Raw genomic sequence first — 21,773 nt, forward strand, 5'->3', positions numbered from 1 at the left:
GTTGCCGCAGAGGGCCGTTTTTATCCCGCCCACTTACCGCAGCCATAAAAAAAACCGGGAATTCCCGGTTTTTTTTCGTCTGGACCACGCGGATTACTCTTCCCGCTTGATGCCAAAGTGTTTATACGCGTGATTCGTTGCCATGCGGCCGCGCGGAGTGCGCTGAATAAAGCCCTGCTGGATCAGATAGGGTTCCAGCACGTCCTCAATGGTTTCCCGCTCTTCGCCAATGGCGGCGGCGAGGTTATCCAGTCCGACCGGCCCGCCCATAAACTTATCGATGATCGCCAGCAGCAGCTTGCGGTCCATATAGTCAAAGCCTTCGGTGTCGACGCTGAGCATATCCAGCGCGCGTGACGCCACATCCCCGCTCAGACTGCCGGCAGCACGCACTTCGGAGAAGTCACGCACGCGTCGCAGCAAGCGGTTGGCGATGCGCGGCGTACCACGCGCACGACGGGCGATTTCCAGCGCACCTTCGTCGCTTAACGGCAGCCCAAGACAGGCCGCACTGCGTGAGACGATGTGGCGCAGATCTTCCACCTTATAAAACTCAAGGCGCTGAACGATGCCAAAACGGTCGCGCAGCGGCGAGGTTAACGAGCCCGCGCGCGTGGTGGCACCAATCAGGGTAAACGGCGGCAAATCGAGTTTAATCGATCGCGCGGCCGGCCCTTCGCCAATCATGATATCCAGCTGATAATCTTCCATCGCCGGATAGAGCACTTCTTCAACCACCGGCGACAAACGGTGGATCTCATCGATAAACAGCACGTCGTGCGGTTCGAGGTTGGTCAGCATCGCCGCCAGATCGCCTGCCTTCTCCAGCACCGGGCCGGAGGTGGTACGCAGGTTCACGCCCATCTCGTTAGCCACGATATTGGCCAGCGTGGTTTTCCCTAAGCCTGGCGGGCCGAAGATCAGGAGATGATCAAGTGCATCACCGCGCATTTTGGCCGCCTGGATAAAGATCTCCATTTGTTCACGCACCACCGGCTGCCCGACATACTCCTGCAGCAGCTTGGGACGAATGGCGCGGTCAATGACCTCTTCTTCGGTGATGGTTCCCGGCGAGACCAGGCGATCGGCTTCTATCATGCTTACCTCAAATTGCGGCGCGGAGTGCTTCGCGGATCAGCGTTTCACAATCAGCGTCCGGACGACCCAGTTTGCTGATCATCCGGCTGGCTTCCTGAGGTTTATACCCCAGCGAGACCAGCGCAGCAACGGCTTCACCTTCGGCATCGTTAGCGGCATCCGCAGGCTGCACTTCGCTGGTCAGCGCAAATGGCGCATCGGCGGCGAACAGGTCGCCATGCATGCCTTTAAAGCGGTCCTTCATTTCGACCACCAGACGCTCGGCGGTTTTCTTGCCCACGCCAGGCAGCTTAACCAGCGCCGCAATCTCTTCGCGCTCGACGGCGGTGACAAACTGTTGCGCCGACATGCCGGACAGAATGGCCAGCGCCAGCTTCGGTCCGACACCGTTCACTTTGATCAGCTCGCGGAACAGCGCACGTTCCTGCTTGCTGTTGAAACCAAACAGCAGTTGCGCATCTTCGCGTACCACAAAGTGGGTGAACAGGATGGCTTCTTGATTCAGTTCAGGCAGCTCATAAAAACAGGTCATCGGCATATGCACTTCGTAGCCTACGCCATTGGCTTCCAGCAGCACTAACGGCGGCTGTTTTTCTAAAATAATGCCTCTAAGACGACCAATCACATTCGCATCCTTCACAAAAGAGTAGTGGGATTTTATACCATAAAAAAAGCTGGATGGATATCCAGCTTATCAGGAACGGAGACGACCCCGTGCCAGGCTTAACGGCCCTTCACCCAGTCGATTGACGTTCTGGCTCACGTGGCAGTGAGTGATCGCAATCGCCAGCGCATCGGCGGCATCCGCCTGAGGATTCGCCGAGAGCTTGAGCAAGGTGCGCACCATATGCTGCACCTGGCTTTTCTCTGCGCTACCGGTGCCGACCACGGTTTGCTTCACCTGACGTGCCGCGTATTCAAAAACCGGCAAATCATGATTCACTGCGGCCACAATCGCCGCGCCGCGCGCCTGCCCCAGCTTTAGTGCCGAGTCGGCATTTTTAGCCATAAAAACCTGCTCAATGGCAAAAAACTCCGGCTGAAACTGGGTAATGATCTCGCTAACGCCCGCGTAAATCAGCTTCAGACGTGAAGGCAGATCGACCACGTTGGTGCGGATACAGCCGCTGCCAAGGTAGGTCAGCTGGCGGCCAACCTGACGAATAACGCCGTAACCGGTGATGCGTGAACCTGGGTCAATACCAAGAATGATCGTCATCACGCACCTCCGGTCAGCGGGCTGTGCAGACACAACCCGATCAAAGGGTTGCCGCCACCTCGTCGGAGATCTCACCGTTATGGTAGACTTCCTGCACATCATCACAGTCTTCCAGCATATCGATCAGACGCAGCAGTTTTGGTGCCGTCTCTTCATCCATATCCGCTTTGGTAGACGGGATCATGGTCACTTCAGCCGATTCAGCCTTCAGGCCCGCGGCTTCCAGCGTATCTTTCACCTGACCAACGGTTTCCCAGGCGGTGAACACATCAATGGTGCCATCGTCATAGGTCACGATGTCATCCGCGCCCGCTTCCAGTGCCGCATCCATCACGTCATCTTCTGCCAGACCCGGTGCGAAGGTGATGACGCCTTTGCGGGTGAACAGGTAAGCAACAGAACCGTCGGTTCCCAGGTTGCCACCGGTTTTGCTGAAGGCATGACGCACTTCAGACACGGTACGGTTGCGGTTATCACTCAGGCATTCAACCATCACGGCGGTGCCGCCCGGGCCGTAACCTTCATAGATGATGGTTTCCATGTTGCTGTCATCATCGCCACCCACGCCACGTGCAATCGCACGGTTCATGGTGTCACGCGTCATGTTGTTCGACAGCGCTTTGTCCATTGCGGCACGCAAACGTGGGTTGGAGCCGGCATCGCCGCCACCCAGTTTTGCTGCAGTCACCAGCTCACGGATAATCTTGGTAAAGATCTTACCGCGTTTGGAATCCTGCGCCGCTTTACGGTGCTTGGTGTTAGCCCATTTACTGTGGCCTGCCATAAATTCAATTCTCCAGAAAAGACTAAATAACAAATTCTTCAATTGCCTGGCGATTACTCCAGGACTTGGTGAGCACGGCGGCCTCTGCAGGCGGAAGCCACTGTAGGGCGAGATGTTCGCTGAGGGACACCTCCCACTCTTCCGGCAACGCCAGGCTGAACCAGTGCTCACTGTTGTGCGTCACGTCCGGCGCATAGCGATGGCGGAAATGGGAGAAGATCTCGAATTGTATCTGACGCTGGCAGTCGACGACTGTGAGCTGCCTGGCGTTGACGTCAATTCCCAGTTCTTCTTTCACTTCCCGCATCGCGGTTTCTGCCAGCGTTTCGCCTGGCTCCTGGCTGCCGGTTACCGACTGCCAGAAGCCGGGATCGTCCCGACGCTGGAGCATCAGCACCCGGCCGGTATCGCGGGCGTAAATCACCACCAGTACCGACACGGGATGCTTAAACGCCATTACTCGTTCTCTGACGGCTGCTGAGTCTGGTACTTCTTCATCACTTCAATACCCAGCTCGGACAGTGAAGCCGGATTGGCGAAGTTAGGCGCTTCCGTCATCAGACAGGCGGCGGCAGTGGTTTTCGGGAACGCGATCACATCACGGATGTTATCGGTGCCGGTCAACAGCATCACCAGACGGTCCAGACCGAACGCCAGGCCAGCGTGTGGCGGCGTACCGTACTTCAGCGCGTCCAGCAGGAAGCCAAACTTCTCGCGCTGTTCCTGCTCGGTAATGCCGAGGATGCCAAACACGGTCTGCTGCATCTGCGTGTTGTGGATACGGACCGAACCGCCACCCACTTCATAACCGTTGATCACCATATCGTACGCATTGGCGATGGCGGTTTCCGGGATGGACTTCAGTTCTTCCGGCGTCATATCTTTCGGCGCGGTGAACGGATGGTGCATGGCGCTCAGGCCGCCTTCGCCGTCTTCTTCAAACATGGGGAAGTCGACAACCCACAGCGGTGCCCAGGCATTGCCGGTGGTGATATCCAGGTCACGACCCAGCTTCAGGCGCAGCGCACCTAACGCATCGGCCACCACCTTGGCGGAATCCGCGCCGAAGAAGATGCTGTCGCCATCGGCGGCATTGGTGCGGGCCAGAATCGCTTCAACGATATCAGCGGTGAGGAATTTAGCCACCGGGCTGGTGACGCCTTCCAGACCTTTCGCACGCTCGTTGACTTTCATCCACGCCAAGCCTTTCGCCCCGTAGATTTTCACGAAGTCAGTGTACTCATCGATCTGCTTACGGGTCAGCTTTTCGCCGCCCGGCACGCGCAATGCGGCAACACGGCTTTTGGCATCGTTCGCCGGTCCGGAGAAGACGTTAAACTCAACGTCTTTCAGCAGGTCAGCAACGTCCACCAGCTCCATTGGGTTACGCAGGTCTGGCTTATCGGAACCGTAGCGACGCATCGCTTCTGCGAAGGTCATCATTGGGAAGTTGCCCAAATCTACACCCTTCACGTCCTGCCACAGCTCGCGCACCAGCTGCTCCATGATTTCACGCACCTGAGGCGCGGTCATAAAGGAGGTTTCGACGTCGATCTGGGTAAATTCGGGCTGACGGTCCGCACGCAAGTCTTCGTCACGGAAGCACTTAACGATCTGATAGTAGCGATCGAAGCCGGACATCATCAGCAGCTGTTTGAACAGCTGAGGAGACTGTGGCAGCGCATAGAATTTGCCTTTATGCACGCGGCTCGGCACCAGATAGTCACGCGCGCCTTCCGGCGTGGCTTTGGTCAGCATTGGCGTTTCGATGTCGAGGAAGCCGTTGTCATCCATAAAGCGACGGACAAAGCTGCTGATTTTGGCACGGGTCTTCAGGCGCTGCGCCATATCCGGACGACGCAGGTCCAGGTAGCGGTATTTCAGGCGCGCTTCTTCGGTGTTGGCGTGGTTTGAATCCAGCGGCAACGGCTCGGAGCGGTTGATGATGGTCAGATCGGTGGCGAAAATTTCGACTTCACCGGTGGCCATATCGCTGTTTTTATTTTTGTCGTCACGGGCACGGACGGTGCCCGTAAGCTGAATGCAAAATTCGTTACGCAGTTCAGAGGCCAGCTTGAAGGCTTCCTGACGGTCCGGATCGAAAAAGACCTGCACGATGCCTTCACGGTCACGCATATCAATGAAGATCAGGCTACCCAGGTCGCGGCGGCGATTGACCCAACCGCAGAGTGTCACTTGTTGGCCTACGTGAGACAGGTTGATCTGTCCGCAATAATCAGTACGCATAACGATATCCTTTAAACTTCGCCGCATCGCCGCAACATAAAGTCTGCTGCCGCGAAAAAAGGCGGCCATTATAATGGAAAAAGCCCGGCACGATAAGAGCCGTGAGCGCATCAGGCGCGTCGTTTCGCGGCAAATTTGTTCACAATCTGTCGGCTACTCACAAAAGCTAACAAATTTCACCCTTTCCGAACATTGTTGTTGTCGCGTATAAAATCAGATTGCTTGTATTCTCAATGATTTCCCCCCTTTCACCGGAGAGACTATGTTGGAATTAAATGCTGCAAAAACGGCACTGGTACTGATCGATTTGCAGGAAGGTATTCTGCCTTTCGCTGGCGGCCCACACGCAGCGTCTGATGTGGTTGCCCGTTCAGCGGTGCTGGCTGAAAAGTTCCGTGCCGCCAACTCACCCGTCATTCTGGTGCGTGTTGGTTGGGCAAAAGACTTTGGCGATGCGCCAAAGCAACCGGTCGATGCCAGCCACAGCGGCGGACTGCCGGAGAACTGGTGGGTGTATCCGGCAGCGCTGGGCAAGAAAGACAGCGATATCGAAGTGACCAAGCATCAGTGGGGCGCGTTCTACGGTACCGATCTGGAGCTGCAGCTGCGTCGTCGTGGTATCGACACCATCGTACTGGGCGGCATCTCCACCAATATCGGTGTGGAATCCACCGCGCGTAACGCGTGGGAGCTGGGCTTCAACCTGATTGTTGCAGAAGACATCTGCAGCGCCGGCAGCACCGAAGAACACGAAGGTAGCTTCAAAAATATCTTCCCGCGCCTGGGTCGCGTTCGTCAGTCCGCCGAGATCATCTCCGCGCTGTAACCCTGTCAGCCCGGCGCTCGCTGATGCGATTGCCGGGTTGGTTCTCCGGCACTTCGCCTTGCACTCCCTCCTTTCGCTCGCTACATTTCAGGCCAGACCGTCAATCAGGGACAGCCGATGAAGCCTTTTTACCTTGGATTGCCACAATGGCAGCATCCTCAGTGGAAAAAACTGGGTATGACCACCCTTGCCGACTACGCACAGCACTTTAACTGCGTTGAGGGCAATACCACGCTTTATGCCCTGCCCCGACCTGAAATCGTGCAGCGCTGGCAGGCTATGACCCACGATGAGTTTCGCTTTTGCTTTAAATTCCCGGCGACCATCAGCCACCAGGCTGCCCTGAAGAACTGCGGCGATTTAACGGCCGAGTTTTTTGCTCTGATGGAACCGCTGGCTGCCCGCCTCGGCCAGTACTGGCTTCAGCTTCCGGCCGCGTTCAGCCCTGCCGATTTGCCCACGCTGTGGGCCTTTCTCGATGGCTTGCCGGACAGCTTCAGTTATGGCGTCGAAGTGCGTCATGCGGATTTTTTTGCCAAAGGCGAGGCTGAGCGCGAGCTTAATCGCGGTTTACATCAGCGAGGCGTTAACCGGGTGATCTTAAAGAGACCTTTCTATTGATACACTCTAAAGATGGGGTTTTGTAGCGGGGGATTAAGCGGCTTCTATGAGGTGAGACAGGGCAACCATTCGGATTCGTTCTTGTGTGTAACCTGCTAAACGGTACTTCTTAACCAACTTGTTGCCTACACGGTCAAGGTTATCTAAAGCGGCTTCAGAGAGCTTCACAATGATGTTATTTCGATTGTCTCCACCTTCACAGTGAAACAGTGCTCTTGCTGCTGAAGCGGTTACACGTACAATCTGTGGCTTAGGCTTAGGCGGCTGTCTACGTGTCTTTGAACAGTCCACACAACTACCCGATGAAATGTATCGAACCGTTGAGCCACAATGAATACATGGCCTGTCAGGTGTGTTAATCGTGGTTGTATTAGACATTGGTTAAGAGTCCTTCTAAATATTCTGTGAATCGAGTCTGCTGGCTATGCTTTGAGCCATCCCCTGAACGTCTGACCAGTTTATACATTAGCTGAGGATGAATTTTACCAACCAGATTAGCCCCAACAATTAAACGCTTTTCAGAATCGTAATAGTTAATTGGTGCATTAATTGTGTCTTCCATTATCAACCCCGCTCACCATCTGTTTAATAGCCTCTTTCAAGGCTGCATCTCTTTGATGTGGAGACTGTTTTTCACTGTTAATTTAACCATCTAAACGGCTATTCTTCGGCATTCACAAGTCATTGAAGGGGTCACTATGGAAATTTCAGAAATCGAAAAGGCAATCTGGCTAACCATAGCGACCTTGCAGGACTGGTAATAAATCTTCAGGGTGTATTGTTAACTCTTAGCATTTTTTGTTCTGCTAAGAGCTTCTAACAATATTTCCCTTTGGGCCATTGCCTCAAACTTTTTGTCAAGCTGCGCCGAGCCAAAATAATCACCCTTCTTAATTTCAGACAAAAAGGATGCAAATTCTTCCTTAGAATTGACATCCCGATATGTGTGATATAAATCAGCGACCTTGTTCAAACCTTCTGCTAAGTTTTCAAGAGTCTGCATTTTCAGCTTGTATGTTTCATCGGCAACTTTTATTTCATTCAACTTATCCTGAAGTTTATCATTAGCATCATTAAATGACTTTTCAATATCATCTATTGCCTTAGATATTTTAACACCCCTCAGCTTTTGAAATTCAAGCCTATTTTTATTCCTCTCATCCTGCCTATCAACCTTAGCTTGCTCACTTTTATTAGTTAATTCTTCAACGTTTGCAAGTTCAATAGACTTCCTTTTTTTAACCATATCAACATCAAGAAGCCTTAACTCTTCTGTGAGAGTATCAGCTTTTCTCTTATCCTCTGCCTTTTTATGTGCCGCAGCCAGCCATTGCTGAAGATAAGGTGAAACAGCAGCCAGAACAGTACCAACAATCACTGGTAAAACGATGTAGTGAACAAAAAACCACTCCTGAGAGGTTATTTCGGCAATCCTTACTTCAACCTCTCTTTTGCTCATAAATAACTTAGCAATATTTTGCCAGTTGAAACCAAGCCATGAGAAAAACACATAACCCCATAAAGGGCTTGAAATCCTGTCTTTAAACGCTTGCTTGACCTGCTCAACTGGCTCTTTAGTAATTTCACTCATGCTTCCATCCGTTGATGGTTAATGTAAATTTAAGAAATTTATTTCAGAGCAATAAAATTAAAATCAATAACCCCAGCGACCTTAAAAGAGTTAAAGAGGGATCCCGAAGTAACCGCAAAGTGCATTAGTAAGAACAGCAGGAGCTGCTGCACCAGCGATTTTTAAAGCACCTGTAAAAGCCTTGCCTGTCATCTTACCAATCCATGAGCCAAAACCTTTTTCAACCTCTTCTTTTGAAGCTGGTTTAGGTGATTGCTCAACAAGCTTTTTCAATTCAGCAACATCATTATCATCAAGACCGTGACTCTTTAGCTCACGCTCAAGGGATGCAATGTCACCAAATGAGATTGAGTTTTGTTGATTAATGTCGCCACTGTTACCTGCTCCTATTGCGCCAGCATTGTTTACAGGTGCATGAAAATTGTTAGTATTATTATTAGTAATTGTCATCGGGGCTGCATCCTTTTCTTTTTGGGTAAATAATAGACCATCCCCCATAATACCTTGCTTTTCTAACTCAAGAGACCATGTGAGGATTTTGTTTCTTACGGTTATCACTATGTGATTGAGCTTGTTAGCACTGAAAAACCAACAAACTTCAGGAGGAATATCGTCAGAGCCAAATAAGAGATTCACCATTTTAGGTGGCATTGTGATACGAAGCATACCATCTTTTGATTCGCCTTTTTTCATTGACGATATTGATTCGGTAATCCTAAACTCAGAAGCAGTCTCAATGAAATCTGGCGGTACATTACTGAAATCAACAGGGAACCAGCCATGATAGGGATTGAACGCCTTGACTATCCCTCGACCTACACGATATTCGGGAATATCATTCCCTGTCGGGTAACCTTCAATTTCATATTCAATCCATTCGCTAAGGTCATTCAAGTTTAGCTTAACAGCTATCATCTTAGCTTTTAATAAAACCGCAACAATATCTGAGGATGGCTCTCCAGCCAGAGCCTGCAATTCTAATACTGGTGAATTACTCATTACACACTCCATACGACATACCGATAATCCTTAAAATTATGATGCAATACCAAAGTAGCTGCAAATCGAACCTATAAGAAGTGCCGGAGCAGAAACTCCAGAAATCTTAAGCTCACCAGCATAAGCCTTGCCTATCATTGCTCCCGCCCAATCACCTATCCCTTTACCAAGCTTATCGTATGACAAAGGCGCTGGTGATTCTTCAGTTATTCTCTCCAACAACCCGATATCTTCATCTTGAATACCAAATCCCTTGAGTTGCTGTTTGAGCAAGTTAAAATCACCAGAAACGATAGAGTTGTTTTGATGATTATCACCTGAGTTACCCGCACCTATTGAACCGGCATTATTTACAGGGGCATGAAAATTATTGGTGTTATTGGTGATTGTCATGGGAGCTGCATCAATTTCTTTTTGTGTGAACAACAGCCCCTCGCCTAATATCCCCTGTCTTTCTAAACTCAATGTCCATTCAAGTAGATTAAACTTTATAGCACTTATAATTTCTTTAATTTTAACCGATTCAATTTCCCAGAAATAATATTGATAGTCTGCGGTAGGAATGGGGGTATCCCATAAAAGCCATTCTGGAATATTTAGATATAATGTTCCACCAGAAGACAATTCTGATTCAAGATGAGTAATACTCAGTGTTACGTAAGCCCATCTTAATCCTAGCAGGGCTTTAAACAAAGATGCGTCCTCACAGTTGTATATATTCACATCAACATGATTATAGTATTCATCTCGTTTAACAATGGTTGCTCGTATTTGTCTATGAGATGGAAATTTCTTCCTATCTTCACCTAATAAGGCATATCTGTAACCAAGAAACTCTTTATTTATAAAATCATCAAAAACTTCCAACTCAAGTTTGGATGCAATCAATTTTGCTTTTAAAAGCATATCTGTAATGCTTCCATCAGTTGAAGATATAAGGTTTTGTAACTCTAGTACTGGCGAATTGGACACAGCCACCTCTGGTATTTCTGTAAGCTATTTGATTGCAATTTTACCTTTGAATCAAGATTTTGTAAGCAAATTTTCACAACGGCTGATTAGGTTGCTCTTCCATCTCTTTCACCCATTCTGGAGCCTCTTCTAAGGCTATGTGACGGGGCTTAGTCGAGAACCCTTCAAAGTCGAATTCATCACCATCAATCAGCGGTAAAATCTCTATCCACTGAGCACCATCAACCACCCTATCAAGTGTGAAGTTAAGCAGGTTCAAGCCGTTGTGTAAGAAGACATCACACTTCTTTCCAGCCGTGTTAAGCCGGATTTCTTTCACTATCCGTTTGATGATGATTTGAGCCTCTGTCCGGTCTTTCTTCACAGTCAAATCAAGGTGGCTGATTATCTCAAGCTGGCTTGATTGCTCTCGCTGGTGAACCTCTGAGACAGCCTTCTCAGCGTCTTTAATCTGACTGTTCAGAGCTTTCAAATCCTTTGCCATTGATTCTGTATCATCTGCCAACATAGCCAGTTTAATAAGCCTATCACGCTGTTTCTGAAGCTGTTCTAACTCACTTTGAAGAGCACCAATAGCAGAGCCGTTATCACGATTTAGGGAAAGACGGTTAGTGTTGTACTCAAGCCCCTGAACCAATGCGCGGTCAGTTTGTAATCTGCTGAACCCTTTAGCATTACAGCGCCCTTCATACCTCATCGAGCATCGGTAATTACCTGACCGTTTAGCTGTGACACCCGAAACAATGATGATAAATCCACAATCAGAGCACCTTAGAACGCCCTTGAAGAGATTGACGATGCGGACGCCAATCTCAAATGGTTCCAGTCGTGGCTCAGCAAGTTGCCGCAGTGGCAGGAACAGGGCCAACCCTGGCTGTTTATCCATACGCCGGATATCGCGTTTGCACCGGAACTGGTTTTGCATCTGTGGAGCGCGCTACAGCAAGCAATACCTGCCGTTGGCGATCCGCCCAACTGGCCGCAGCAGGACCAGTTATTCTGAGCTAATTCGTAAGATAATTCTTTAACTGTAGGGGTAACGCACTGACAGTCCGGGTTTTCACGGCTATGATGACGCCTTAAAATATTTGTGCCTTTGGGAGTCGGGATGGTCAGCGCCCTGTATGTCGTGCTAGGAGCACTTTTCATTATCAAGTTTTCGCTTGATGTGGTTCGTCTTCGACGCCTGTACCGTGTTTCTCACGGTGACGGCGGTTTTTATGAACTTCAGACCGCCATTCGTATTCACGGCAACGCGGTAGAATATATTCCGCTGGCGGCACTGCTGCTGGTGTTGATGGAGATGAACGGCGCCGATATCTGGATGCTGCATCTGGTGGGCTTATTTTTCTTCCTTGGCCGTCTGCTGCATGCCTACGGTATGCGTACCAGCACCATTTTGTGGCGTAAAAACGGCATGATCATCACCCTGCTTTCGCTGCTGGGAATGATTATCCTGAATCTGATCTACCTGCCGTGGGACCTGGTTCTGACCCTGCATTAATCTCTCTGCCGCAATTTTTTCACCTTCCTGCCCGGCAACCGTGGCAGAAAGGGTGCAGCCCGCGCCGCTTTCTGCCAAAATAGCGCCTTTCCGTTTTTCTCCCGGACTGACCACTATGCCTAACCGCGATACGTTGTTCTCCGCGCCAATTGCCAAACTGGGTGACTGGACGTTTGACGAGCGCGTTGCAGAAGTTTTCCCTGATATGATCCAGCGCTCGGTGCCGGGTTATTCAAACATTATTTCGATGATCGGCATGCTGGCCGAGCGTTTTGTGCAGCCCCACACCCAGGTTTACGATCTGGGCTGTTCGCTGGGTGCGGCTACGCTTTCCGTGCGCCGCAACATCAAAGCCGAAGGCTGCAAAATCATCTCGGTGGATAACTCGCCGGCGATGGTTGAGCGTTGCCGTCGTCATATTGATGCCTTCCGTGCGGACACGCCGGTAGACGTGATTGAAGCCGATATTCGTGACATCAACATTGAGAATGCCTCGATGGTGGTATTGAATTTCACGCTGCAATTTCTGGAACCCGACGAGCGCCAGCAGCTGCTGAATACCGTCTGGAAAGGGCTTCGTCCTGGCGGCGCATTGGTGTTGTCCGAGAAGTTCAGCTTTGCGGATGCGGATGTCGGTGAGCTGTTGTTCAACATGCACCACGATTTCAAGCGGGCCAATGGCTACAGCGAGCTGGAAATCAGCCAGAAGCGCAGCATGCTGGAAAACGTGATGCTGACGGACAGCGTGGAAACGCACAAAGCGCGCCTGCGCACCGCAGGGTTTGAACACGCTGAGTTATGGTTCCAGTGTTTTAATTTTGGCTCGTTGATAGCGCTTAAAGCAGGTTCGGTCTGATGGATTTCGGTAATTTTTACCAGTTAATAGCAAAACACCCGCTTCTCTCTCCCTGGTTAGAAACCCTGCCCGCGCAGATTGCCACCTGGCAGCGCGAGCAGTTGCATGGCCATTTCAAAAACTGGGATCGTGCCGTTGAGTATCTTCCGGCACTGCAACCGGAGACGCTGGATTTACTGCACAGCGTCACCGCCGATGCCAGCCATCTGACCGATCGTCAGCGCGGCGGTATTGAGAAGCTGTTAAGAAATCTGATGCCGTGGCGCAAAGGGCCGTATTCGTTATACGGCGTGCACATTGACACCGAATGGCGTTCAGACTGGAAGTGGGACCGCGTGTTGCCGCATATTTCGCCGATGGCGGGCAGAACGGTGCTGGATGTCGGTTGCGGCAGCGGCTATCACATGTGGCGGATGCTGGGTGCGGGTGCCAGACTGGTGGTCGGCATCGATCCGATGCAACTGTTCCTGTGCCAGTTTGAAGCAGTGCGCAAGCTGTTGGGCGACGATCAGCGCGCCCATTTGTTGCCGCTGGGGATTGAGCAACTTCCGGAGCTGAAAGCCTTTGATACCGTGTTTTCGATGGGGGTGCTCTATCACCGCCGTTCGCCGCTCGATCATCTCTACCAGTTAAAAAATCAGCTGGTCAGCGGTGGCGAACTGGTGCTGGAAACGCTGGTGATTGAAGGTGGCGACCAGGAAGTACTGGTACCGGGCGAGCGCTATGCGCAGATGCGTAACATCTATTTCCTGCCTACCACCGGTGCCTTAAAAAACTGGCTGGAGAAGTGTGGCTTTGAAGACGTGCGGATTGCGGACTATTCGGTCACCAGCACCGACGAACAGCGCCGCACCGACTGGATGACCAGCGAATCACTGGCCGAGTTCCTTGACCCCAACGATCCGACGAAAACCATTGAGGGTTATCCGGCACCGCTGCGCGCGGTTCTGGTGGCGCGCAAGCCTTAACCGCCGTCACGCTCAACGGTCTCAGCAGAGGTCAACACCGCAGCGGTGTTGACCTCTGCGGCTCACTTCGCAACGCCGTTACCGCCGCGACATCGCCAGCTTCGCGGCAAAGCCAAGAAACACGCAGCCGGTCAGACGATCCATCATCTTCATCACCGCCGGGCGACGCAGCTTTTCGGCAAAATAGTGCGTCGAGGCAATCAGCACGGCGTTCCACACCGTGCCAACCATCACATGGATAAACGCCAGGCCGATACTCCACAGCGCGACGGAACCCCCCGCGGGAATAAACTGCGGCAGGAAAGAGACGTAAAACACCCCCACCTTCGGATTCAGCATATTCCCCAGAAAACCACGCATATAGACGGCACCATAGCCGCTCTGCTTTTTGCTGACGGCCACATTAGTATGAAAATGGGAACGCGGCTTCAGCAGTAACCCTACGCCTAACCACAGCAAATAGGCGGCACCCACCAGCTTAAGCATGTTATAAGCCATCTCAGAGGCAAGCAGTAGCGCCCCTAATCCCAGGCCCACCGCGGCGCCCCACGCCATACAGCCGGTATTGATACCCATACTGGTGGTGACGGCTTTTTTCCAGCCGTTGGCGGCAGACGTGCGCAGGATCAGCGCGGTATCAAATCCGGGTGTCAGCGTCAGAATGATGATGGCGAACAGAAAGGTCAGCAGTGAAGCGGTCATGGCAGGGTCCTTAACAGGAAATTCATATTCTAGCGACATCCTCACCACAATCAATCCTTTCGTGGGCGGAAATCAATCATCTGGCGCAACAAATGAGAATGTGAATTTTTTACGTTATGCCGTTTTTTAACAAACCCTGTCACCCCTTAGGGTTCACACTGGCGCAGTCAGACATCTGTTTCATTTCACTGAAAGGAGTCCCACATGAGTAAATTCGTTTTCTCTTCACCGCGGAAATATGTCCAGGGTGCGGGTGTGTTAGCCCAGCTAGGCGAGTACGTCGCAGAGCTTGGCAATAACGCCTTTGTGGTTGCCGATGAGATTGTCTGGGGGCTGATTGGTAAAGAAGCACAGGCTTCCCTTAACGAACACAATATTGAGTTTCACTATCAGCAGTTTAACGGCGAAGCGTCCAGCAACGAAATCAGCCGGCTGGCGGCACTGGCTAAACAAGGCGGTGCAAGCCTGGTGATTGGTCTGGGCGGCGGCAAAACGCTGGATACCGTCAAAGCCGTGGCCGATGAACTGAAACAGCCGGTGGTGATTGTCCCGACCATCGCCTCAACCGATGCGCCTTGTAGCGCCCTTTCGGTGATCTATTCCGATACCGGCGTATTCGAAAGCTATCGCTTTTACAGCAAAAACCCAGACCTGGTGCTGGTCGATACGCAGGTGTGCGCCCGCGCGCCGGTGCGCCTGTTTGCTTCCGGCATCGCCGACGGCCTGGCCACCTTTGTGGAAGCGCAGGCGGTGAAACGCTCTCACAGTAAATCGATGGTGGGCGGCGATCCGACCATTGCCGGTATGGCGATTGCGGAAGCCTGTGAAAAAACGCTGCTGACCTACGGTTACAGCGCCTATCAGGCGGTGGAGAAAAAAGTGGTAACGCCTGCGGTGGAAGCGGTGGTCGAAGCCAATACCCTGCTGTCAGGACTGGGCTTTGAAAACGCCGGTCTGGCCGGCGCGCACGCGATCCATAATGGCTTCACCGCCATCGACGGCGATATTCACCACCTGACGCACGGCGAGAAAGTGGCCTACGGCACGCTGACGCAGATGGTGCTGGAGCAGCGTCCGGATGAAGAGATCGCGCGCTATATCCGCTTCTACCGCTCGATTAACATGCCAACCACGCTGAAAGAGTTGCATCTGGAGAAGGAGAGCTGGGAAAACCTGGTGAAAGTCGGTGCGCTGGCCAACAGCGAAGGCGATACGCTGAAAAACCTCAACCCGAATCTGAGTGCGGAAGATATTGCCAGTGCCATTCTGGCGGTGGATGCCTTTAGCCTGACGGTGAAATAGTCGCGTCACCCCACCCTGAAACAAGGCGGCGGAATTCTCCCGCCGCCTTTTTTATTACCTGTTACTGCTCCCAGTATTCAAACCGGTAGGCGGCGCTGATATGGCGGTTAATTTCGCCCTGCGGAAACACTTCCTTCTCATGGGCGTAGCTTAAGGTACAGTTCCCCCGATCGTCCCACAGCTGACACTCATCAACTGAGGTCAAATCGCTGTTGGCGGAATGGGTCAGCGTCAGCAAACGCTGCTCGCGATCCTGCTTATCATACGACCAGCTCATTTTGCTGTTGCCGGAGCTGGAGTTGACTAACTGGTTCTTATTGTTCCACTGATAACGAAACACACCGTTAGCCTGCTCGTCGGAGCCTCTGGCCACGCTTTTGATCAACCGCAGACGGGAATCAAAGCTGTTGGTGGTTTCGGTGAACCCCTTCTCGCCCTTCAGTAAAAAGGCATCGGTTGAACTGGTGATAGTACCCTTGTTGCCGATCAGATAGTTCACGGTGCCCTGTTTGCGATTCACTTCCACCGGCTGGCCGTCTTTGATCATGAACACCGACATGTCATACACCGACTGCCAGCCGCTGTTAACCCGGGCGATATTCTGCACCATCCGCAGCATCATGTTGCCTTCGCTCTTGTCATAGCTGATGTCCGCCCTGAGCAACGCGCCACAGCGATCGAACTGGCCCAGAATACGTTTCTGCTGATTGACGTCCTTACCAAACTCGCCAACCACCACCTGCTTGATCGGCCCTTTGGCGGTGCCACCCAGCAGCACCAGGCTGTTGCTGTCATTGATCTGCTTCGCCTGCGCAGGACAGCTCTCTGCGGCATGCGCGGCCGAGACGCCTGCCCACAACATAAAACACCCTGCGCCCAGCATGATGATTTTCATGAACAATCTCGTCAAAGAGGAAAGGAATAGCCTAAGTGTAAGGGGAATTTCTGCCTTGCGGGCAGTTTGGGGTGAAAAAAAGCCCCACCAAAACGATGGGGCTTGGTACTTGCAAACATCACGTCGTTTAGTGGCGTGCTGCGCGGCAAAATCGGGTCAGGCAACTCTCACCGGGGGACTGAGCGACAGCGCGACTTTCATCGCTTCGACCATATCACTGTCCACACAGGTGCGACTGAATTCATCGGTTTCTGCCACAGAACTCATAGAGACACCGGCTTTACGGTAGCGCATCGGCGAGGCCACTCTCTGGCTGGCCGAGCTGTGTATTTCGCTCAGACCTGCATCAATGAACTTCTGCAAATTGCCGAGACGGACGCCCGCCCCAGCCATAATGATTGGACCGCGCGTCATTCGGTTAAGTTCCTTGAGCAGCGATAATCCGCTTTCGGCACTCTGTTGCTGTCCTGAGGTCAGGATGCGCGCCACACCAAGGTCGGTCAGTTGCTGCAGGGCCATCAGCGGGCTGTGGCACAGATCGAAGGCCCGATGGAAGGTGACCGCCATGCCATCGCACAGCGCCATAATCTGTTTCATCCTTGGCAGGTCAATGTGGCCATCAACATCCAGCACGCCGACCACCACGCCCGGAAAGCCCAGTTCGCGGATCAGCGCGACGTCTGATTTTATCTCATTAAATTCGTTGGCTGAGAAGCAAAAATCGCCGCCGCGTGGGCGAACAATGGGGTGGACGGGCAGCGTCAGCTTTTCACGCGCCAGTTTAAGGCTGCCGGCGGACGGGGTTAACCCACCCTCGGCCGGTGCAGCACATAATTCAACCCGATCGGCTCCGGCTTGTTCAGCAGTCAAAGCACAATCGACTCCATAGCAGCATACTTCCAGTTTTAGCATCCCATCCTCCTGTTAATGACTGCTGGCTGGTTGTGAAAATCTTTGCAGGTGTTTAGTCTGACTCAATAACTTCGATTTAATATTAACGGGAATCACTAACATGGCATCCAATTTTAATGAACGGATCGATCGCCGTCACAGCGATAGTCTCAAATGGCAAAAATATGGTGATCAGGATATCCTCCCGCTGTGGGTTGCCGACACCGACTTCCGTTCCCCGCAGTGTATTATTGATGCCCTGACGCAGCGCGTTGAGCACGGCGTTTTTGGTTACGGCAATCCGCCCTCCGAACTGATTGACGTGATTATTGCCCGCATGGCTGAAAGGTATCAGTGGGCGATAAAACCTGAATGGTTGGTGTTCCTGCCCGGCGTGGTCACCGGCTTAAATCTTGCGGTGCGTGCATTTACTGAAGCGCATCAGGGCACCATCGCCCCTACCCCGATCTATCCGCCGTTCCGTTCAGCCGCCTCCAATGCCAGCCGTAGCCAACTCAATGCCCAGCTTCGTCTGGAAGAGGAACGTTGGGTGATGGACCTGGCGGCGTTAGAGCCACAAATGACTGGCAATGAGAAGCTGCTGATGCTGTGTAACCCGCAAAATCCGGGCGGCACGGTGTATCGTCGCGAGGAGTTGCTGGAGCAGTGGCGGTTTGCCCAGCGCCACGATCTGATTGTCTGTTCAGATGAAATCCATTGCGACCTGCTGCTGGAGCCCGGCGTGCAGCATATTCCTTTTGCCTCGCTGAATGAGGATGCCGAACGGCGCTCTGTCACGCTGATTTCCCCGTCCAAGACCTTCAATATTGCCGGATTGGGTGCTTCAGTGGCGATCATTCCGGACAGGGAGTTGCGCAAGCGTTTCACCCGACAACGTCAGGGACTGGTGCCGGGCGGGGATATTCTTTCGTATGTTGCCGCGACGGCGGCCTGGCGTGACGGACAGCCGTGGCTGGATGAGCAGCTGGCCTATCTGCGGGAGACGCGGGACCTGCTGACGCGGCGCGTCAATGCCATACCCGGCCTGTCGATGGTGGCACCGGAAGCCACCTACCTGGCGTGGATTGATGCCAGTCAGCTGAAGGCCGCCAGTCCGGCGCTGTTTTTTGAACGTCACGGATTGGGCTTTTCACCAGGCCGTGACTTTGGCGACGACGGTTACGTGCGCCTGAACTTCGGCTGCCCGCGTGACTTTATCCACGAAGCCCTCCGACGCATGGAAAATGCCGTGCGCACCCTGCCGCGTCTTAACCTGTCATAACTCGCTTTCGACCACCTCTTTCAGGCTCCAGGGATGGAACTTGATGGTGACCGAACCGTCACTGATTGCCAGCGTGGGATTGGGAAGACGTTCCCCTTCGCCCTTTGGCGCACTGCTTTTGATGGAAATTCCTTGCTGAATCAGCCCTGCATCAGAGCACAGCGCCAACGCGCGCGACCCCAGTTCGTCAGGATCACCCCGCAACACCACTTCGATATGCTCCCATCCTTCATGGCGATACAGGCGATTTCCTGGCCACGGTAGTTCAATAACGCTTATCTTCCAGGGTCCAACCGACAGCGGCGACTCCAGTTCAAAAAGGGCCACAGGACGTCCGTTGATTTCTTTTTCCGAAAACAGCACGCCATGCTGCATAAAGCCAGATTTCCAGCGCGCTGCGGTGGTGTTCTGGTTACAACGCACGGCAATGTGGTCAACCTCAAGCTGCGCCAAATCCAGTTCTAATCGATCCGCTAATTGGTAAAGAGAGTGTAAAAAACGGGGTAAATCATTAGACAAATCGTTTAATTCTTCTGCATTTTTACCCGAAAACAGCGCCATTCGGCCTCCTTACTGTAGTTTACTTAATCATTGGTTTGCGACGCCGTCTCATTACCGGACCAGCCAATGTTATGAATAGTGCATTTTTATGGATTAATGTACCTATTAATAACGATATTTAACGCAAATACTCAGTTTTAGCTGGTTCAGGACCAGCGTATTATTTAGAAAATGTCTTTTAACTTTCTGTTTTAGTTTAGTTAAATTTATACAATGCGACTATTCCTAAATCCCTGTCGGGACGTTGTAGGGTATTGTGGATTCTTATAGATTTGTTCCCACCCTCACACAAGGAAAAAGCATAATGCTTATGTATATTTTAGTTGCAGTGCTGATTGCGATGATGGGGTTTGCATTGGCCCGCCATTGGAAGGTACGTAACGATAAAAGCACCGTTGCCAGCCCGCATCGCCCTCACCGCGTAGCCCGTCGCCGTTCCTGAATACTTTGGCGGGAAACAGTCACAGCACTGTTTCCCGCCGCCCTCACGTCATCTTCCGATGATCAGGTTCCTGGATAACTCCGCCTGAAATGCAGTATACTTTTCCCCTTCTTTTTTGACGGTGCCAGTGTACAACAGATCGCTCTGTGGCCTGGCGTCGTTCAGCATGATGGCTTGCCCCGACGCAGGCTTTTTAGCATATAAGGTAACCCGGTGAATATTCAGGCTCTTCTCTCAGAAAAAGTCAGTCAGGCGATGATCGCAGCAGGGGCTCCGGCCGACTGCGAACCGCAGGTAAGACAATCAGCCAAAGTGCAGTTTGGTGACTACCAGGCGAACGGCATCATGGCAGTGGCCAAGAAGCTGGCTATGGCGCCCCGACAACTGGCGGAAGAAGTCCTTAAGCATCTCGATTTGACCGGCATTGCCAGCAAAGTAGAAATTGCCGGACCCGGCTTTATCAACCTTTTCCTCGACAAGCAGTGGCTGTCCGTGCAGGTTGATGCAGTTACCGCCGCGCCGCGCCTCGGTGTTGCGCCGGTGGCCCCCCAAACCGTGGTGATTGACTACTCCGCGCCAAACGTGGCGAAAGAGATGCACGTCGGTCACGTCCGCTCCACCATCATCGGTGACGCGGCGGTGCGTACGCTGGAATTCCTCGGCCACAACGTGATCCGCGCGAACCACGTCGGTGACTGGGGCACCCAGTTCGGCATGCTGATCGCCTTCCTGGAGAAACAGCAGAACGAGCATCACGAAGAGCACGCGCTGGCGGATCTGGAAGTGTTCTACCGCGAAGCGAAGCGCACCTATGATGAAGATCCGGCCTTCGCCGAGCGCGCGCGTGGCTATGTGGTTAAGCTGCAGGGTGGCGACGAATATTGCCGCACCATGTGGAAGAAGCTGGTCGATATCACCATGGCGCAGAACCAGATCATTTATGACCGCATGAACGTGACGCTGAGCCGCAAAGACGTGATGGGTGAAAGCCTGTACAACGATATGCTGCCGGGCATCGTCGCCGATCTGACGGCCAAAGGTCTGGCGGTGCAAAGTGAAGGCGCCACCGTGGTGTTCCTTGACGAGTACAAGAACAAAGATGGCGACCCGATGGGTGTGATCATCAAGAAAAAGGATGGCGGCTACCTCTATACCACCACCGATATCGCCTGTGCGAAATACCGTTATGAAACCCTCAAGGCGGACCGCGTGCTGTATTACATCGATTCCCGTCAGCATCAGCACCTGATGCAGGCGTGGACCATCGTGCGTAAAGCCGGTTACGTGCCTGAGTCGGTGCCGTTAGAACACCATGCCTTTGGCATGATGCTGGGCAAAGACGGTAAGCCGTTCAAAACTCGCGCGGGCGGCACCATCAAGCTGTCCGACCTGCTGGACGAAGCGGTCGAGCGTGCCACTAAGCTGGTTGGCGAGAAGAACCCGGACATGCCTGCCGACGAGCTGAAGGCGCTGGCGAACAGCGTCGGTATCGGCGCGATCAAGTATGCCGACCTGTCCAAAAGCCGTACCACCGATTACATCTTCGACTGGGACAACATGCTGGCCTTCGAGGGCAACACCGCGCCGTATATGCAGTATGCCTATACCCGTGTGCTGTCGGTATTCCGTAAGGCGGGGATTGATGAGACTGGCGTCACCGGCAACGCGCAAATCGTTGAAGATCGTGAAGCGGCGCTGGCGGTGCGTTTGCTGCAGTTCGAAGAAACCATCACCCAGGTTGCCCGTGACGGTACGCCACACGTGATGTGTGCGTATCTGTACGATCTGGCCGGCCTGTTCTCTGGCTTCTACGAGCACTGCCCGATTCTGACCGCCGACGATGAAGCCACCAAACAGAGCCGCCTGAAGCTGGCGCTGTTAACGGCGAAAACCCTGAAACAGGGTCTGGATACGCTGGGTATCGATACGGTAGAAAGAATGTAACCGCCGACGCGGCAATAAAAAAGGGGACGATGCGTAATCGTCCCCTTTTTTGATCCTGCCGTTCAGCAA

The 21,773-nt window shown here is 52.5% G+C and carries 23 protein-coding genes and 2 pseudogenes; 10 read left to right on the forward strand and 15 right to left on the reverse strand.

Annotated features, from left to right (window positions below; translation table 11 throughout):
• Positions 1 to 93: 93 nt before the first annotated feature.
• The 6 genes from ruvB to aspS all read right to left on the reverse strand — a co-directional run bounded on the left by ruvB (position 94) and on the right by aspS (position 5,348).
• Positions 94 to 1,098: a Holliday junction branch migration DNA helicase RuvB gene (ruvB, locus tag E2F51_RS19720; protein ID WP_013202525.1), complete on the reverse strand. Its 1,005-nt coding sequence runs from the start codon at positions 1,096 to 1,098 to the stop codon at positions 94 to 96.
• 7 nt (positions 1,099 to 1,105) lie between these two features.
• Positions 1,106 to 1,723: a Holliday junction branch migration protein RuvA gene (ruvA, locus tag E2F51_RS19725; protein WP_013202526.1), complete on the reverse strand. Its 618-nt coding sequence runs from the start codon at positions 1,721 to 1,723 to the stop codon at positions 1,106 to 1,108.
• A 69-nt stretch (positions 1,724 to 1,792) separates the two neighbouring features.
• Positions 1,793 to 2,317 carry a crossover junction endodeoxyribonuclease RuvC gene (gene ruvC, locus E2F51_RS19730; RefSeq protein WP_013202527.1) on the reverse strand — a complete coding sequence of 175 codons (525 nt, stop codon included), beginning with the start codon at positions 2,315 to 2,317 and terminating at the stop codon, positions 1,793 to 1,795.
• A 40-nt stretch (positions 2,318 to 2,357) separates the two neighbouring features.
• Entirely contained in the window at positions 2,358 to 3,101 is a 744-nt protein-coding gene (locus E2F51_RS19735; RefSeq protein ID WP_013202528.1) for a YebC/PmpR family DNA-binding transcriptional regulator, read from the reverse strand.
• Between the two features lie 22 nt (positions 3,102 to 3,123).
• A complete protein-coding gene (gene nudB / locus E2F51_RS19740) occupies positions 3,124 to 3,558 on the reverse strand; it encodes a dihydroneopterin triphosphate diphosphatase (RefSeq protein ID WP_134824315.1) in 435 nt (144 codons plus the stop codon).
• Positions 3,558 to 5,348 (reverse strand): aspartate--tRNA ligase, encoded by a 1,791-nt coding sequence (gene aspS / locus E2F51_RS19745; RefSeq protein WP_013202530.1) that lies wholly within the window; start codon positions 5,346 to 5,348, stop codon positions 3,558 to 3,560. Before aspS ends, nudB begins: the two co-directional genes overlap by 1 nt.
• Positions 5,349 to 5,610: 262 nt before the next feature.
• On the opposite strand from aspS, the gene E2F51_RS19750 reads away from it, so the two are divergent.
• Entirely contained in the window at positions 5,611 to 6,174 is a 564-nt protein-coding gene (locus tag E2F51_RS19750) for a hydrolase (protein WP_053142683.1), read from the forward strand.
• A gap of 117 nt (positions 6,175 to 6,291) precedes the next feature.
• Positions 6,292 to 6,777: pseudogene (locus tag E2F51_RS19755) on the forward strand (DUF72 domain-containing protein); the annotation flags it as partial.
• A 388-nt stretch (positions 6,778 to 7,165) separates the two neighbouring features.
• Here the strand turns inward: E2F51_RS19755 and E2F51_RS19760 are convergent.
• From E2F51_RS19760 to E2F51_RS19780, 5 genes are all read right to left on the reverse strand, one after another.
• Positions 7,166 to 7,357: a hypothetical protein gene (locus E2F51_RS19760; RefSeq protein WP_134824316.1), complete on the reverse strand. Its 192-nt coding sequence runs from the start codon at positions 7,355 to 7,357 to the stop codon at positions 7,166 to 7,168.
• A gap of 219 nt (positions 7,358 to 7,576) precedes the next feature.
• Positions 7,577 to 8,386 carry a hypothetical protein gene (locus E2F51_RS19765; RefSeq protein WP_134824317.1) on the reverse strand — a complete coding sequence of 270 codons (810 nt, stop codon included), beginning with the start codon at positions 8,384 to 8,386 and terminating at the stop codon, positions 7,577 to 7,579.
• 90 nt (positions 8,387 to 8,476) lie between these two features.
• A complete protein-coding gene (locus E2F51_RS19770) occupies positions 8,477 to 9,385 on the reverse strand; it encodes an abortive phage resistance protein (RefSeq protein WP_134824318.1) in 909 nt (302 codons plus the stop codon).
• Between the two features lie 36 nt (positions 9,386 to 9,421).
• Positions 9,422 to 10,357: an abortive phage resistance protein gene (locus tag E2F51_RS19775; RefSeq protein ID WP_134824319.1), complete on the reverse strand. Its 936-nt coding sequence runs from the start codon at positions 10,355 to 10,357 to the stop codon at positions 9,422 to 9,424.
• A 73-nt stretch (positions 10,358 to 10,430) separates the two neighbouring features.
• Entirely contained in the window at positions 10,431 to 11,243 is an 813-nt protein-coding gene (locus tag E2F51_RS19780; protein WP_245174134.1) for a recombinase zinc beta ribbon domain-containing protein, read from the reverse strand.
• Between E2F51_RS19780 and E2F51_RS24125 the strand changes: the two are divergent.
• The 4 genes and pseudogenes from E2F51_RS24125 to cmoB form a co-directional block, all read left to right on the forward strand.
• Positions 11,151 to 11,360: pseudogene (locus tag E2F51_RS24125) on the forward strand (hypothetical protein); the annotation flags it as partial. The gene E2F51_RS19780 and the pseudogene E2F51_RS24125 overlap by 93 nt on opposite strands.
• Positions 11,361 to 11,465: 105 nt before the next feature.
• The gene (locus tag E2F51_RS19790) at positions 11,466 to 11,861 is read left to right on the forward strand and encodes an MAPEG family protein (RefSeq protein WP_013202533.1); all 396 of its coding nucleotides are present in this window, start codon (positions 11,466 to 11,468) and stop codon (positions 11,859 to 11,861) included.
• Positions 11,862 to 11,976: 115 nt separating this feature from the next.
• Entirely contained in the window at positions 11,977 to 12,717 is a 741-nt protein-coding gene (gene cmoA, locus E2F51_RS19795) for a carboxy-S-adenosyl-L-methionine synthase CmoA (protein WP_041692025.1), read from the forward strand.
• Entirely contained in the window at positions 12,717 to 13,685 is a 969-nt protein-coding gene (gene cmoB / locus E2F51_RS19800; RefSeq protein WP_181151405.1) for a tRNA 5-methoxyuridine(34)/uridine 5-oxyacetic acid(34) synthase CmoB, read from the forward strand. The genes cmoA and cmoB overlap by 1 nt, the downstream gene beginning before the upstream one ends.
• 78 nt (positions 13,686 to 13,763) lie before the next feature.
• Here the strand turns inward: cmoB and E2F51_RS19805 are convergent, their stop codons facing one another.
• Positions 13,764 to 14,387 (reverse strand): LysE family translocator, encoded by a 624-nt coding sequence (locus E2F51_RS19805; protein ID WP_134824320.1) that lies wholly within the window; start codon positions 14,385 to 14,387, stop codon positions 13,764 to 13,766.
• 204 nt (positions 14,388 to 14,591) lie between these two features.
• On the opposite strand from E2F51_RS19805, the gene E2F51_RS19810 reads away from it, so the two are divergent.
• Positions 14,592 to 15,689 (forward strand): glycerol dehydrogenase, encoded by a 1,098-nt coding sequence (locus E2F51_RS19810; protein ID WP_134824321.1) that lies wholly within the window; start codon positions 14,592 to 14,594, stop codon positions 15,687 to 15,689.
• Between the two features lie 61 nt (positions 15,690 to 15,750).
• Here the strand turns inward: E2F51_RS19810 and E2F51_RS19815 are convergent, their stop codons facing one another.
• Together E2F51_RS19815 and cutC are read right to left on the reverse strand one after the other, a co-directional pair.
• Entirely contained in the window at positions 15,751 to 16,584 is an 834-nt protein-coding gene (locus E2F51_RS19815; protein ID WP_134824322.1) for a hypothetical protein, read from the reverse strand.
• A 156-nt stretch (positions 16,585 to 16,740) separates the two neighbouring features.
• Positions 16,741 to 17,496: a copper homeostasis protein CutC gene (cutC, locus tag E2F51_RS19820; RefSeq protein ID WP_053142666.1), complete on the reverse strand. Its 756-nt coding sequence runs from the start codon at positions 17,494 to 17,496 to the stop codon at positions 16,741 to 16,743.
• A gap of 100 nt (positions 17,497 to 17,596) precedes the next feature.
• On the opposite strand from cutC, the gene E2F51_RS19825 reads away from it, so the two are divergent.
• The gene (locus tag E2F51_RS19825) at positions 17,597 to 18,757 is read left to right on the forward strand and encodes a MalY/PatB family protein (RefSeq protein ID WP_134824323.1); all 1,161 of its coding nucleotides are present in this window, start codon (positions 17,597 to 17,599) and stop codon (positions 18,755 to 18,757) included.
• Here the strand turns inward: E2F51_RS19825 and E2F51_RS19830 are convergent.
• Entirely contained in the window at positions 18,752 to 19,318 is a 567-nt protein-coding gene (locus tag E2F51_RS19830) for a VOC family protein (RefSeq protein ID WP_013202541.1), read from the reverse strand. The genes E2F51_RS19825 and E2F51_RS19830 overlap by 6 nt on opposite strands.
• Positions 19,319 to 19,622: 304 nt before the next feature.
• On the opposite strand from E2F51_RS19830, the gene E2F51_RS23900 reads away from it, so the two are divergent.
• Together E2F51_RS23900 and argS are read left to right on the forward strand one after the other, a co-directional pair.
• The gene (locus E2F51_RS23900; RefSeq protein WP_013202542.1) at positions 19,623 to 19,760 is read left to right on the forward strand and encodes a hypothetical protein; all 138 of its coding nucleotides are present in this window, start codon (positions 19,623 to 19,625) and stop codon (positions 19,758 to 19,760) included.
• A 213-nt stretch (positions 19,761 to 19,973) separates the two neighbouring features.
• Positions 19,974 to 21,704: an arginine--tRNA ligase gene (argS, locus tag E2F51_RS19835; RefSeq protein WP_134824324.1), complete on the forward strand. Its 1,731-nt coding sequence runs from the start codon at positions 19,974 to 19,976 to the stop codon at positions 21,702 to 21,704.
• Positions 21,705 to 21,773: the final 69 nt, after the last annotated feature.

Origin of the sequence: Erwinia sp. QL-Z3 (assembly GCF_004551645.1) — a bacterium.
Classification (GTDB): Bacteria; Pseudomonadota; Gammaproteobacteria; order Enterobacterales; family Enterobacteriaceae; genus Erwinia; species Erwinia billingiae.